This window comes from Fimbriimonadia bacterium (genome assembly GCA_039961735.1).
Classification (GTDB): domain Bacteria; phylum Armatimonadota; class Fimbriimonadia; order Fimbriimonadales; family JABRVX01; genus JABRVX01.
Genome location: JABRVX010000004.1, coordinates 58745 through 72512, shown reverse-complemented (window position 1 = coordinate 72512; position 13768 = coordinate 58745). Strand labels below are relative to the sequence as shown.

Genomic DNA, 13768 nt, shown 5'->3' with positions numbered 1-13768 from the left:
TGGATTCGTGCGCCTTCCCCCTCCGCGTCGCGAGACCGCACCGCAGCGGCTATGGAGGAGGAGTGATGGCGCATCGGACGGTCGTAACGATGCCAGGAGACGGCATCGGCAAGGTGGTGATGCCTTGCGCTCTCAAGGTTCTTCGTGCAGCTGGCTTCGAGGCGGAGTACGTTCACGGGGACATCGGCTGGGAGTTCTGGTGCAAGGAGGGCAACGCACTTCCCGAGAGAACGATCGAGCTTCTTCAGGAGCATCGACTAGGGCTGTTCGGGGCCATCACCTCGAAGCCGAAGGCCGCAGCGAAGGCCGAGCTGGCGCCCGAGCTTCAGGACAAAGGTTACACTTACTACAGCCCCATCGTCACGATGCGCCAGCGGTTCAACCTGGACATCTGCGTGCGCCCTTGCCGCTCGTTCCCGGGCAACCCTCTCAACTTCGTGCGAAAGGGTGTTGCCGGCATCGAAGAGCCTCACATAGACGTCGTGGTGTTCCGACAGAACACGGAGGGCGAGTATTGTGGGGTGGAGTGGACCAATCCCCCCGACCGCGTCCGCGCAGCCCTCGAGACGCATCCGAAGATGCAGGCGTTTGCAGATACGCCGAGCGAGGATCTAGCCATCTCCTGCCGCATCATAACGCGCAAGGCGAGCCAACGCATTATCTCTGCGGCGTTCGAGTATGCGCGTAAACACCGCTACAAGTCCGTGACGGTGTGCGAGAAGCCGAACGTGCTACGCGAGACGAGCGGGATGATGATGACGGAGGCTGAGCGCATCGCGTTGGCGTTTCCCGAGATTCAGCTTTGGGATACGAACATAGATGCGCAGCTCATGTGGCTCACCAAGAACCCCGAAGACTATGGTGTGATCGTCTGCGGCAACCTTTTCGGCGACATCGTGTCGGATGCGTTTGCAGGACTGGTCGGCGGGCTGGGGTTCGCGTGCAGTGCGAATCTCGGCCAAGAGGTTGCAGTCTTCGAACCCACCCACGGCTCCGCGCCGAAGTACGAGTACCTAGAGCCACCCATCGTGAACCCTATCGCCATGATCCTGAGCGCGTGCATGATGCTCGACCACATAGGCGAGGACTCGCGTGCAGCTCGTATTCGGCTGGCCATCGCCGCAGTCGTTCAGGAAGGCAAAGTGCGAACCTATGACATGTTGAAGCTGCGCGGAGGACCGGAAGCACTTGCGCAGGGAGCCGCCAGCACCTATGAGATGACGGATGCCATCATTGCCAACCTATAGGGCCACTCGGCCACTAACACACTCGGTGGGACCGACGACATGATAACCAGAACCGAGATCGAAGACCTATTCCGACCACAGTTGCAACGCATCGAAAACGAAGAACTGAGGCGTAAGGTGGTTGACACGTGGCTGCTCGCGTGCAAACGTGGCAACTGGAACAGTATCGAAGATGTCCGCAAGATGCCCTTTACGCTGCTAGTGGATGCCGAAGGCGTCGACTTTATCCAGCACACCATCGCAGTTACAGAGGGCGCCGCTGCTCTAGCCGAGGCTCAGAAGAAGGCTTACGACAAAATGCCGTATCAGGTAGACATGGACCGGTTGATCGCAGGTGGACTGGTGCATGACGTGGGCAAGCTGCTCGAGATCGAGCCAGACGGACAAGGCGGGTACAGGATGAGTCATACGGGACGATGCGCGCGTCATCCAATATCCGGCGCATGGCTGGCAGCGGTGGTGGGACTTCCGGAAGAGATCATCAACATCATCGTGTGCCACTCGAAGGAGGGGGACGGGCGCCCGCAGGTGGTGGAGACCATCTTCATCCACCAGGCGGACTTCGCGGCCTTCGACCCCTTCGTGTTCCGCAAGGCGGGCAGGCTGATCGAATAGGAGAAGTATCGTGGGAATGACGTTTGCCGAGAAGGTGCTAGCCAAAGCGTCGGGCAACGAATCGGTGGTGCCGGGTCAGGTGGTCACCGTCCGTCCCGACCACCTGCTCACACATGACAACACCGCTCCGATCATCAAGAAGGTAGAGAATGAACTACTGAAGTACGGCGTGTGCGATCCGGAGCTGCCCATCATCGTGCTCGACCACGTGTCGCCCGCAGCCAACGAGAAGGCTGCTGCTCAGCACAAGTCGGTTCGTGAGTTCGTAAAGTCCCAGGGCATCCGACACTTCTATGACGTAGGCATGGGCATATGCCACCAGTTGGTGATGGAAGAGGGCCTTGCAGGTCCCGGCAAGCTCATCGTGGGGTCGGACTCCCACTCTTGCACTTATGGGGCTATCGGTGCATTCAGCACCGGGATCGATCGAACGGAAGCGGCGTGCTTGTTGCTTACCGGTGAGACCTGGCTGCGCGTACCACATTCCATCAAGATCACCTTATCTGGGAGACTGCGCCCGCCGGTAGCCGCGAAGGACTTGATGCTGGCAATCATCCGCGAGCTGGGTGCGGACGGTGCCAACTACTGCTCCGTGGAGTTTCACGGCGGAATAGACGCTCTGACGATGGATGATCGCATCGCCATGTGCAACATGGCCGTAGAGATGGGTGCTAAGAACGCCGCATTCCCCGTGGACGAGATTGCCGTAGAATACATGAATGTCAATCGGGCGACTGGTGAGCCCCTATGGGCCGACGCAGACGCCAAGTACGTAGCGGAGTACTCTTTCGACCTGGACTCGCTCGTACCCCTAGTGGCGATTCCGCATAGAGTGGACAATGTGCGCCCTGCCGCAGAGTTGGGAGACATCACGATCCATCAGGCTTTTCTCGGCACATGCACTAACGGAAGGCTCAGCGATTTGCACGAGGCTGCGAGGATTCTGAAGGGGCGTAGCATCTCGCCCGATTGCCGCTTGCTCACGGTTCCCGCGAGCAAGAAGGTACTGGACGAAGCATTGGCGGATGGTACTATTGCAGCACTTAGCGCGGCTGGTTCGCTAATCCTGCCATCGGGCTGTGGCCCATGTATGGGGGCGCATCAGGGTGTCCTGGCGCCGGGCGAGGCCTGCATTAGCACCGCCAATCGCAACTTCCGTGGACGTATGGGATGTGTGGAGGCCGATATCTATCTGGCGAGTCCTGCTACGGTTGCTGCCAGCGCGATACATGGCAGGATCACCGATCCGCGCGAGGAGTACAGAGCATGAGGGTATGGAAGTACGGAGACGACATCAATACCGATCTGCTGTTTCCAGGGAAGTACACCTACACGTGTGCTACACCCGATGAAATCCGTCCGCACCTTCTAGAGGACCTCGACCCCGAGTTTGCCGGGGGGGTCCGAGAGGGTGACATCATCATGGCCGGCAAGAACTTCGGGTGTGGTAGCTCGCGTGAGCAGCCCGTGGTGGGACTGCGTGCGGTAGGCATACAAGCGGTGGTGGCGGGTAGCTTCTCGCGTATCTTCTACCGCGCGGCTATCAATCAGGGCCTGCTGTTAGTAGAATGTTCAGAGGCCGTATATGCGTATCGCGAAGGTGACAAAGTGGAGATCGATGCGCGTGAGGGCGTGATCACGGTCGGCGAATCGAGCTACCGGTTCCCGGGCCTGCCGGACGAGATGCTTGCCATACGTGATGCAGGAGGTCTGCTGAACTACACGCTGCAGAAGCTCGAACGCGAAAGGGGCATGGCATGAGCGGACTTGGGACCGCAGGACGAAAGGGTGATAGGGTCCGTTCGGACTGCTGGGTTTCCATCGAGCTACGTGATGGAGGACCTCTCGAGCTCGATGTTACCACCCGTGTCGAAGCGATGTACGGCGATTCGATCCGGTCCTTCGTCCGTGATGTGCTGGCCGAGATGGGTGTGCATCATGCGAAGGTGAGTATAGAGGACTACGGGGCCCTACCCTACGTGATTGCCGCCCGGCTGGAAGCCGCGGTCAAGCGCGCGGACCCACTGAATACGAACACCTGGTTACCTGAGGCTCTGCCATGTACTCAGTACCCGACCGAGAAGGAACGATTCCGTAGGTCGCGACTATACCTGCCTGGCGGGGAGCCGAAGTTCTTCACCAACGCTGGCCTGCACGGTGCCGACGGTTACATCCTGGACCTCGAAGACAGCGTGCCTCCTAGCGAGAAGGATTCCGCTCGACTGGTAGTGCGAAACGCACTCAGGCAAGTGGACTTCGGCAGTGCGGAGCGGATGGTACGTATCAACCAGCTTCCGCTCGGCCTCGAGGACATCCGAGCGATTGCCCCGCATAACGTACACGTAGTTCTGATACCCAAGTGCGAAAGTGCCGAGCAGGTGCGCGAGGTAGACGAAGCTATGCGCGAGTCGGGAGCCTCGGAGACCTACCTGATGCCCATTATCGAGAGTGCATTAGGTGCGTTCCGCGCCTATGAAATAGCGTCCGCCTGCCGCTCGGTATGCTCGCTGGCCATCGGGTTGGAGGACTATACGGCCGACATCGGAGCAGAACGCACGCCAGAGGGTCGCGAGAGTTTCTGGGCACGCTCCCAGGTCGTCAATGGTGCGAGGGCCGCGGGTGTGCAGCCTATAGACACAGTGTTCTCCGATGTCGACGATGAGGAAGGCCTTCGGGCTAGCGTACGTGAGGCGAAGGCGCTCGGCTTCGAGGGCAAGGGTTGCATCCACCCACGCCAGATACGTCCCATTCACGAGGAGTTCGCCCCGTCGCCCGAGAGCGTCGAGAAGGCCAAGCGCATCGTGACGGCCTATGAAGATGCTGCTGCCAAGGGCCTCGGTGTGGTGGCTCTGGGCAGCAAGATGATCGACCCACCAGTAGTGAAGCGAGCACTCCGCACTGTGAAGCTGGCCGTAGAGTGCGGGTTGTTACCAGAGAACTGGAGAGAAACTGCCAATGAGTGAGTTGGTGCAGAACGCCATAGGCCGCTGGGTTCCGACCGAAGTGAACGGCAGGGAAGCGATTCCCTATCAGGGTGTCGGCAAGTACCGTCCATCGGGCCGCAAGGCCGCTCCACCCATTGCCAGTTGCGCCGATTACCCTGCGGACGGGAACAAGGTGGTGGGATCGCTGCACGAGGCGCTGAGAGCGTGCGGGCTGCGTGACGGTATGACCATCTCGACGCACCACCACTTTCGCGATGGCGACATGGTAGCGTGCGCGGTGTTCGACACGGCTGCCGAGATGGGTGTCAAGGACCTCATGTGGTTTCCGAGCGCGTCGTTCCCCTGCCACGCGCGCATGGTGGAACACATGGAGTCGGGTGTGATCCACCACATCGAGGGCAGTCTCAACGGTCCCCTGGGAGAGTACTGCTCCCGCGGCAAGATGCGTGGATTGGGCGTGCTACGTTCGCACGGGGGACGCTACCAGGCGGTGCAGGATGGAGAAGTGCATATCGATATCGCAGTCATCGCAGCGCCGACGGCGGACCCCTTCGGTAACGCGAATGGCGTGACCGGACCTTCGGCGTGCGGGTTGTTAGGTTTCGCGCTCGCTGACAGCCAATATGCCGACAAGGTGATCGTCGTCACGGACAACCTCGTGCCGTTTCCCTGCATCCCTTGGCAGATCCACGGCAACTATGTGGACTATGTGGTAGTGATGGACCGAATCGGTGACCCGGCGAAGATCGTCTCCGGCACCACACAGATCACGCGAAGTCCGGATCGGTTGCTCATTGCGGAATTGGCGGCGCGCTTCTGCGAAGAAGCCGGGATCGTGCGTGACGGTTTCTCGTTCCAGGCCGGGGCGGGTGGCACGGCTCTCTCCTTCTCCATCTTCCTCGGCGAGATGATGAGGAAGAAGGGTATCAAGGCGAGGTTCGCGCGAGGCGGCAGTAACAAGTACCTCGTGGAGATGCTCGAAGAGGGTTTGGTGGAATACATCCTGGACGGGCAAACGTTCGATCTGGACGGCGTTCGCTCGATGAGGGACAACCCCAGACACGTGAACACCAGTCCGTTCACGAGCTATAACTATCACGGCAAGGGCAACTTCGCCTCGATGGTGGATGTGACGGTTCTCGGTGCGACCGAGGTGGATCTAAACTTCAACGCGAATGTAGTAACACACTCAGACGGTCTTTTGCTGCATGGGATTGGCGGCTGGCAAAACTGCCTTTTCGCCAAGTGCACCATGCTGCCGATTCCTTCCTTCCGCGACCGGATCCCCGTCATACTGGACGAGGTGACAACACTTTGCGGTCCCGGCGAGCTGATCGATGTGATCGTAACCGAGCGCGGCATCGCCATCAACCCCTTACGGCAGGACCTGATAGACGCAGTCAAGGGCTCGTCGCTTCCGATCCGCCCCCTGGAGGACATCAAGCGTGAGGTGGATGCCATCTGCGGTGGTCCACCCTCTCGGCCGAAGCTCGGAGATAAGGTGGTCGCCGCCATCAAGTGGGTGGACGGAACCGTGATCGATTCCGTCCGTCAGGTTCTCGACTAGCCCACTATTCCGAGCACTTGGTGAAGCTGACGAGAACGATGGCCAGGTCGGGCACACCCACCTGTCCGTCGTTGTCCAGATCCGCGGGCCCACCTGTCTGAGCGAACCGCACCAAGACGAAGTTGAGGTCTGCCAGGTCGACACAACCGTCGCGGTTGGCGTCACCGTTGTGCAGGGAGTACGCCGGCGCCTGATAGGCTCGCTGGTCGATCACCACGTCCTGGACCCTACTCAACCACTGTCCGCCGGGAGTGCCGACTCGCAGTTTCCAAGTACCGAAGGGTGCCTCGTCGAGCACTACAGGGCCATTGCCGCTGATAGGTACGAGCCACGCGGGACGAACTTCCTCGCCGGTGACAGGATCGCGGAGTTCGAAGCGGATGGTTACAGGGTCGGTGAACTCGTAGTTCTGCAGCGTCATGTCTACCGTGATGTCTGCCACACGCCATCGAACCTCGCAGCGGTCCAGGTTGCACGGGGGATCTCCACAGGGGTCGTCAGGACACGCCGGATTCGCCTCCGCCTGAAACACGTAGATTCCGGGCTGTGCGAAGCTCCAATTGAACTGGAAGTAAGTGGTCTCGGGCATTCCGAAGAACCAGTTGGTGGAGTGGCTGAGAGTGTCATAGCCTCGGTAGCCCGGACGACGGAACAGAACCGTCGTAGTGATACCGTAGTCCGCCGGCTGCTGATTGCATGAGACCATGAACTGCGCCATGTAGCTCGGGGTAACATCGTCGCTTGGCGGGCAGTACGTGAAACGCACCAGATCCACGCAACTATCGGCGAAGGCGGTGACCGATAGGAGCATCAGAGCAGTCAGACAGGCAATCCTCATCGAGTTCTCCCCTGTCCCCGCGTCGTTGCGGGGCCACGCATAGTGTATCACGGGAGTCGCGCGGCGGCAAACCTCCAGCGCATACGGCCTACACCGACACCGGCTTACGTTCCTTCACGTGGCGTACCGCCCACGCGCCAATGGCGAGGTAGATGGGGATGATGGAGAACGCTACTCGCCAGCCGATGCCAGGCATGTCGGGATAGGTGCGGTTGAACCAGTCGGCCACCGGCCCGACCCATGGCGCGAGCACCTGTGGCACCGTGAACGCGAGGTGCCACACCGCCATGTATCTACCTTCCTGCTCCTTCGGCACCAGGTTGCACGCGAAGGCCCAGTCCACGGCTACGAAAGCCCCGTAGCTCAGGCCGAAAGCAAAGCCGATCACGAACGCGCCTGTTAGCGTCTGGTCGAGAACGAACGCGATAGCCGATGCCGCCATCATTGCGCAAGTGAAATACACGATGGCCTTTTTGCTCACGCGGTCAGCCAGCCATCCCGATGGCCAGTTGCCTAGCAACGCGCCACCGGTAAACAGCAGCGCCAACTTCGCGAAATCCCCGCCCGGATCGCTCGAACCTAAGGCATCTTGTAGGTAGTAAAGTAGAAAGGGAAGCGCTGTGTAGAAGCCCATATTGATGAAAAACCGCGACACCATGAGCCACACAAAGCTGGGATAAGGTCTCAGCGGAACGAGAAGAATGCGTGACCACTCGAGCGGGGGAAGCGTCGAGGCCGCCGAGGCAGGCTCCCGAACGCTGATCGTGGTGTATAGCACCGACACCCCGAGCATCGCGATGATCACCCAACATAGCACGAACAGCTTCTCGGACAGCAGCATGTACCCGAGGAAGCCCCCGGCCTGACCTATCAGCAGCATCATTCCCATGAAAGCAGACGCCAGGCCTTGCCTATCTTCCGGCACCAAGTCCGGAATGAACGCTTGATACGGACCGTTGCTGACGTTCATCCACACCTGTACCCAGCAGTAGGCGAATAGCAGCCAGCCGAAGCTACGCAGCACTAGCGGGGCGTGAAAGAACAGGTAGATTGCAGGTAGCGATAGCACCACACCGATGAACACATAGGGAGTGCGACGGCCGAACGGGCTGGCCGTGCGATCGCTGATCGGCCCGATCACGAGCTGAATAATGCTAGAGAGTGCGGCTCCCGTTGCCCCGATGTAGAATAGGTAAGTACCCTTCCACTCACCGCCCACCAGCCGCTCCACGAATAGTGGCAGCAGCAGTCCCAACACGCCTGCCCACCAGAAGTTGACGGACAACCATAGTAGAGAGATGTTGAAGAGTTGGAGCGGCGCACGATGCACTCGCCGTCGCGTCGTGGCAACGCTGTCTCGGAGTGACATAGAGTGTGTTGCCTAGCTACTTCGCCTTCTTGCGCGTAGCCAGGTACTCCTCTTCGGCCTTCTTCAGGTCCTTGGCGCTCGGCCGCTTCGGTGCAGTGGCCGCCTCGGCTCCCTCGGGCTGCGCCTTCGGCTTCGCGGTGGTCTTAGCCACCTTCGCAGGCTCCAGGTCGGCGGGCTGCACCAACACCACGTAGTTCAGGCGGATCTCCTTCTCCTCCGGCGTCAGTCTCTTGCGGCCCTCCTCCGAGAGGCCGGCGAGGAACTTGTCTGCCACCCGCTGCTGAACCTTTCGGTGCATCTCCGCAGCTGCAGGCTGCAGGCAGTCGGGGTCTATCGTGACGGCCGCTTCTCCAGAGTCGTAGATGCGAGTCACTTCACCCTCCAGCCCCGCGTAGTGCGGGAAATAGGTCATGGAAGCAACGTCCTGCTCCGTCGCGGCTCTCTCCTTGATCCGAACTCGGTCTCCCGGCTGCACCTTGGCCAATCTGCTCCTCCCCGATTCGAGACGTCGCCAAATGGCGACCATGGCCAATTGTACCAGCGGCCGGGGTGTCATACTTTGCGGCGTGTGGGAGATTGGCTGGGCCATTGCACTCGTTCTGGTGCTGTACGTGGTGGCGCGAGGCGCCAGGTGTCTGCTTCGGCGTACCCCCTCGCTCCAGCGTTCCCAGCCCATCGTCCACGAGTTCTGGATGTGGACGCCCAAGGAGCATCTTCCCTCCGAACACGCAATCAGCAACCGACTGCTGCGCGGGAATCCGCATAACTCCTCCGGCAGGCCCGCGGTGAGCACTTCCGAGGCGCTGCTGCTCACCGACATCCGAACGCACGTAGGCATCTCGCTGCCGCCAAAGAACCGGCATCTGTTCGACCCCAACTTCTACTCCGACGAGGCCGTCGTGCCGCCGGAGGCGATGGACACGATGAAGGAAGCGAAGTCCATGGTTATCGTTCGCTTCGTGGCCGAAGAGCCGATGCCGAACCGTGATTACCTTCACTTCGTCGCGCATCTCGCAGACGCTGTGGCCGACCTCATGGGCTCGGAGCTGATCTACGACCGCGAGGGAATGCGCTTCTACACCGGCGAGCGCTGGAAAAAGGAGATGATGTCGGATAACGCCAGACAGACCTTCGAACGGTTGGTAGCCTTCGATGCTGCGGAGGAAGCACGTGGCTGGTGGCTGCACACGCACGGGATGCGGAAGCTCGGGCTCCCCGACCTCGAGATGTGCGAAGTGGGTCGCGAGCAGAAGACGATCTGCATGAACATCCTGCGCACATTTGCCGAGCAGGTGTTCGATGACCCTGCGGCGCTGACGGATCGAGAGGTGGAGATGTTCGGGCGCTCGCATCGGCTGGTGCTAGTGCCCAGCGAGCGGAGCACCCGCCACCACCGCGGCCTGGTGTTGGAGCTGATGGATACCACCTCGATGGTGGACCAGATCCTGTACGAGGCCGAGCCGAGCTGACCCAGACGGCTACTCCAAGTAGCAGACTGCTTGGCGGCTGTCGGGATCCGCGGCTACGTGGGCGTGCATGCCGCCGGTCGCAACAGGCACGTCTATCACACGCAGTAGTCCATCCAGCGAGGACAGTTCCGGCAACTCGGAACTCAGAACGCTCGACATCCCAAGCAGCACCGTTTCGTTATACTGCGTCTCCGGCTCATCGGGGTACACGGGCAGGTAGATCACTTCGGCCTCGACGAGATCCAGGAAGAAGTGTGTGCCGTACGAGACTTCGGGTACCTGCCCGGACTCGGTCCGCGCGATCTCCACGAGCACTGCAGCGTTGCTGATGTCGGCATACCCGACGTTCACACCCAGCTCCAGATTGCTGCTACCCCAGCGACCGGGGCCCATGGTCAGAAGTTTCCCCTGCGATCCGAAGCGTTCGTTGATCTTACCTACCGCTCGTCCGACCGATCGCTTCTCGTCCTGTGGCAGGGCTACATAAGCGCCCGGGTCTACGTAGACGATATGACGAATACCGTGTACCTCACCACCTGCTAGCATCCTGTTCGTTCGAAAAACGACACGCTCAGCGGGAAGGTCGCTAGGCACGCTGACACGAGTCGTAGCGCCGGGGAGCGTCATGGGTCGGCATTGCAAGAGGTTGACCCTAACCGATCCGTCCTGCCGAACGTGCGCCGTGAATTCCACGTCCACTGCCATGCCATAAGCCGCATCCAGCCGTGCGAGTAGTCCACCCAGAGTCGACACGAAGTCGGTGCGGCGTAGCAGGTTTTCGAACGTAAGTACGAGCCTGTCTGCGGGCCCCTCAACGCGATTGCTTACGGGATGTTGGATGTCATCGTCGGTGCGCTGAGAGACGAAGTAGTGCATGCCTGGGTAGTCGAGGTTACGCAACACTTCAGCGAGTGGTAGTGTCATCTCGCGGTTGGCTGTCGTGTCCAGCACGTCCACTGCGTGCTGCGAATGTACCGCAACATCCATGCCGGTTTCTGGTCGGAGGAAGGGATCGCTAACAGGGATCATTCGTGGGTAGTCGCCGCCAACCCGTTCCACGGCACGGGTGCCCAGTCCGAATACCAAACGAATGACGCCCTGCTTGGGGTCGATCCGGTCCGTCCATGCATACATGTTGCGCGAAAAGGCGACTCCCGCCAGTGCAGGGAAGAACCAGTTGCGATACGGCATGCCGGACACGCGCTGCACTAACACCGCCATCTGTTCGGTGTTCCGGTGCAGCCCACGCCGCTTGCGGTAGGCTAGCGCGTCCGGGCTCAGCGCACTCGCGTACACCCGCTTGATCGCACTCATCAGCGCTTCGAGTCTCTCCTCGGGAGACCCCTGATTGGCCAAGAACTCGCTGTGATACTTCCCCGCGAAGGCGTTGCCGAAGCTGTCCTCGAGCAAGCTGCTGGAACGCACGATGATGGGCGCCTGACCGTAGTAGTCAATCATGCTGCGGAACTGATCCACGATCTCTGCAGGGAAGGTGGCAGAATGGAACCGCCGCCTGATCTCTTCGTACTCCTCCGGCGAGATCTCGGCTCGGTGACTGATGTGCAGCCGATCCCGGAAGAGCTGGTTTCTTACCAAGAAGGTGAAGAAGACGTCCGATCCGATGTAGAAGGAGTCGTGCCGTTCCAGAATGGGCCCGTAATCGAGCGCCACTTCCTCGGCTTCCGAGCGCAGAATGGCACGGGCCAACAGCATCCCCGCAGCCTTCCCGCCGACACGCCCTGAACCGATCAGCCGATTGCGAACGCTCAGCAGATCGTCCAGTGTGAAGTACCGATCAGCGAGTCGGTCGAAGCCCGGGTGACTGCCCATGACCATGCGGCATAGGTGGCTCTTCAGCTCGCGTATCTCCGGATTCTGTTCGGGGACTTCATCGCCGTCCTCTACGAACTGCAACAGCCTACGATACACGCGCTCCCACGGCGCGGTCTGCGTGATGGGACCGCCGAGCGGTGCCTTACGTGCGGCCGCCGTGACCGAGGCAGCATCGCCGCTCTGCACGACATGCGTCCACCCGTCGGGTGACACGGCGTGGGGCACGAACATGTGGGGGGAGTATCTGCCGAGCACCTTGATGGGGTGAACGTACATCTGGCCCTTCACACGGTACACATCCAGCAGTACCTGGGGTGTGTCGCGAAGTCGGGCCACAGCGCTGTGAGGGTGCTGTTGTCGGGACAGCCCGAAGTAAGCGATCGTACGTAGCTCGTAGAGGAAGGGGCAGGTCACCTGAAAGAAGTTCGCGAGCAGCTCGTCGGTAGCCCATTCCTCTACCAGGGCCGAGAGGTTATCGAAGACATAGAATACTTCCTCGCCGAGCCGCTCCGCCAGGTCGTAGACCTCGCCGGTGAACGCGTCGAATCCCTGCTTCGGGTTGAGCTCGATGGTTTTGACACCGGGAACCGAGCTCACGATTGGCTCGTGCGGGGCAAAGCGCAGGTAGTAACAGTCTCTGCCCTCAGAGATGGAATGACGAGCGAAGGGCTCGGCAAAATACCGGTAGTCGGCGAGGTTGGCGACTCTCCAGACGACGTTGTCTCCTAGCCGAAGGCCCTGTATTGCCTCATCCAACGGCTCTATGCCGCTGGAGATGACCTCATTGTCCACGCGAATAGCCTACCCGTTCCGCGAGCCCGATTGCCCCCGGAAGTGGCTTGCACTAAACCGTCGGAGGAACCGCGATCCTGCAAAGTGGCAGAAAGGACGACCAAGAACCGACACAACTGTGGAAGGAAAGCGGGTGGAGGCTGTGTGATGCAAAACGAGGACTTCTACCGAGAGCTCTTGGACAATCTGTACGATGGGGTCTACTTCGTGGACCGGGACCGGCGCATCACCTATTGGAACCGGGGCGCCGAGCGGCTCACAGGCTACACCTCGGCCGACTCCGTGGGAAAGTGCTGCTGGAATACGCCTCTGAGGCACGTAGACGGAGAGGGCACTCCTCTCTGCCACACTGCGTGCCCGCTCACCGCCACAATCTTGGACGGCCAGCCGCGCCAGGCCGATGTCTGCCTTCACCATCGAGACGGGCATCGTGTCCCGGTGATCGTACGAGTCTCGCCCATCCGTGGCGAGGGCGGCAAGATCGTCGGTGCGGTGGAGGTGTTCAGCGACAACAGCCAGACCGTCGCGGCGCTTTCGCTGGCCGACGATCTGAAGCGCACGTCCTGCCTGGACCCGTTAACCGAGATCGCCAATCGAGGTTATTGCGAGCAGGCGCTTCAATCCACTCTGGAGCAGTCGCGCAGAATGGGTTGGGGCTTCGGGCTGCTGTTCCTGGACGTGGATCGCTTCAAGTCCGTCAACGATACGCACGGCCACGACACTGGCGACCGAGTGTTGCGCATGGTCGCCCAGACCCTCGCAAAGAACTCGCGGCCGATGGACGTGGTGGGGCGCTGGGGTGGCGAGGAGTTCGTGGTGGGCCTGGCGCAGATTAGCGAGATGGAGATGCTTCGGTGCGCCCAGCGGTACCGAATACTCGTTGAGAACTCGTACGTCGAGGGGCCGCGGGGTAAGCTGCAGGTTACCATCTCCATCGGCGCTTCGCTCGTGCGCAGCCAGGAGACGCTGGAAGATGCGTTTCAGCGCGTGGACGCACTCATGTACGAGAGCAAAAGGGCCGGGAGAAACAGAGTATCGTCCGACTGGGCACCTTCGGCAGCTGCATGAGGCGCACCCGAGCGCTGCAGGCCGC

The 13768-nt window shown here is 60.6% G+C and carries 12 protein-coding genes; 8 read left to right on the top strand and 4 right to left on the bottom strand.

Translation table 11 applies throughout. The features are described from left to right. The first annotated feature begins 65 nt into the window (after window positions 1-65). Genes HRF45_01630 through HRF45_01605 form a run of 6 tightly spaced genes read left to right on the top strand, consistent with a single transcriptional unit; the run spans window position 66 to window position 6374 of the window. Window positions 66-1247: an isocitrate/isopropylmalate dehydrogenase family protein gene (locus HRF45_01630; GenBank protein MEP0765229.1), complete on the top strand. Its 1182-nt coding sequence runs from the start codon at window positions 66-68 to the stop codon at window positions 1245-1247. Window positions 1248-1286: 39 nt separating this feature from the next. Then, window positions 1287-1862: an HDIG domain-containing protein gene (locus HRF45_01625; GenBank protein MEP0765228.1), complete on the top strand. Its 576-nt coding sequence runs from the start codon at window positions 1287-1289 to the stop codon at window positions 1860-1862. A 10-nt stretch (window positions 1863-1872) separates the two neighbouring features. Beyond that, window positions 1873-3132, top strand: a complete 1260-nt coding sequence (locus HRF45_01620; protein MEP0765227.1) for a 3-isopropylmalate dehydratase large subunit — start codon at window positions 1873-1875, stop codon at window positions 3130-3132. Beyond that, complete coding sequence (locus tag HRF45_01615; GenBank protein ID MEP0765226.1) at window positions 3129-3623, top strand: 3-isopropylmalate dehydratase; 495 nt, start codon at window positions 3129-3131, stop codon at window positions 3621-3623. The genes HRF45_01620 and HRF45_01615 overlap by 4 nt, the downstream gene beginning before the upstream one ends. Further along, entirely contained in the window at window positions 3620-4825 is a 1206-nt protein-coding gene (locus tag HRF45_01610; protein ID MEP0765225.1) for a citrate lyase subunit gamma, read from the top strand. The genes HRF45_01615 and HRF45_01610 overlap by 4 nt, the downstream gene beginning before the upstream one ends. After that, window positions 4818-6374, top strand: a complete 1557-nt coding sequence (locus HRF45_01605; GenBank protein MEP0765224.1) for a citrate lyase subunit alpha — start codon at window positions 4818-4820, stop codon at window positions 6372-6374. The genes HRF45_01610 and HRF45_01605 overlap by 8 nt, the downstream gene beginning before the upstream one ends. A gap of 4 nt (window positions 6375-6378) precedes the next feature. Here the strand turns inward: HRF45_01605 and HRF45_01600 are convergent, their stop codons facing one another. The 3 genes from HRF45_01600 to HRF45_01590 form a co-directional block, all read right to left on the bottom strand. After that, window positions 6379-7212 carry a hypothetical protein gene (locus HRF45_01600; GenBank protein MEP0765223.1) on the bottom strand — a complete coding sequence of 278 codons (834 nt, stop codon included), beginning with the start codon at window positions 7210-7212 and terminating at the stop codon, window positions 6379-6381. A gap of 88 nt (window positions 7213-7300) precedes the next feature. Then, the gene (locus HRF45_01595; protein ID MEP0765222.1) at window positions 7301-8581 is read right to left on the bottom strand and encodes an MFS transporter; all 1281 of its coding nucleotides are present in this window, start codon (window positions 8579-8581) and stop codon (window positions 7301-7303) included. Between the two features lie 16 nt (window positions 8582-8597). Further along, window positions 8598-9065: a hypothetical protein gene (locus tag HRF45_01590; GenBank protein MEP0765221.1), complete on the bottom strand. Its 468-nt coding sequence runs from the start codon at window positions 9063-9065 to the stop codon at window positions 8598-8600. Window positions 9066-9105: 40 nt separating this feature from the next. On the opposite strand from HRF45_01590, the gene HRF45_01585 reads away from it, so the two are divergent. Further along, window positions 9106-10050: a hypothetical protein gene (locus HRF45_01585; GenBank protein MEP0765220.1), complete on the top strand. Its 945-nt coding sequence runs from the start codon at window positions 9106-9108 to the stop codon at window positions 10048-10050. A 9-nt stretch (window positions 10051-10059) separates the two neighbouring features. Here the strand turns inward: HRF45_01585 and HRF45_01580 are convergent, their stop codons facing one another. After that, a complete protein-coding gene (locus HRF45_01580; protein MEP0765219.1) occupies window positions 10060-12681 on the bottom strand; it encodes a phosphoenolpyruvate synthase in 2622 nt (873 codons plus the stop codon). 141 nt (window positions 12682-12822) lie between these two features. Between HRF45_01580 and HRF45_01575 the strand changes: the two genes are divergently transcribed. Then, window positions 12823-13743 (top strand): diguanylate cyclase, encoded by a 921-nt coding sequence (locus HRF45_01575; protein ID MEP0765218.1) that lies wholly within the window; start codon window positions 12823-12825, stop codon window positions 13741-13743. Window positions 13744-13768 lie beyond the last annotated feature (25 nt).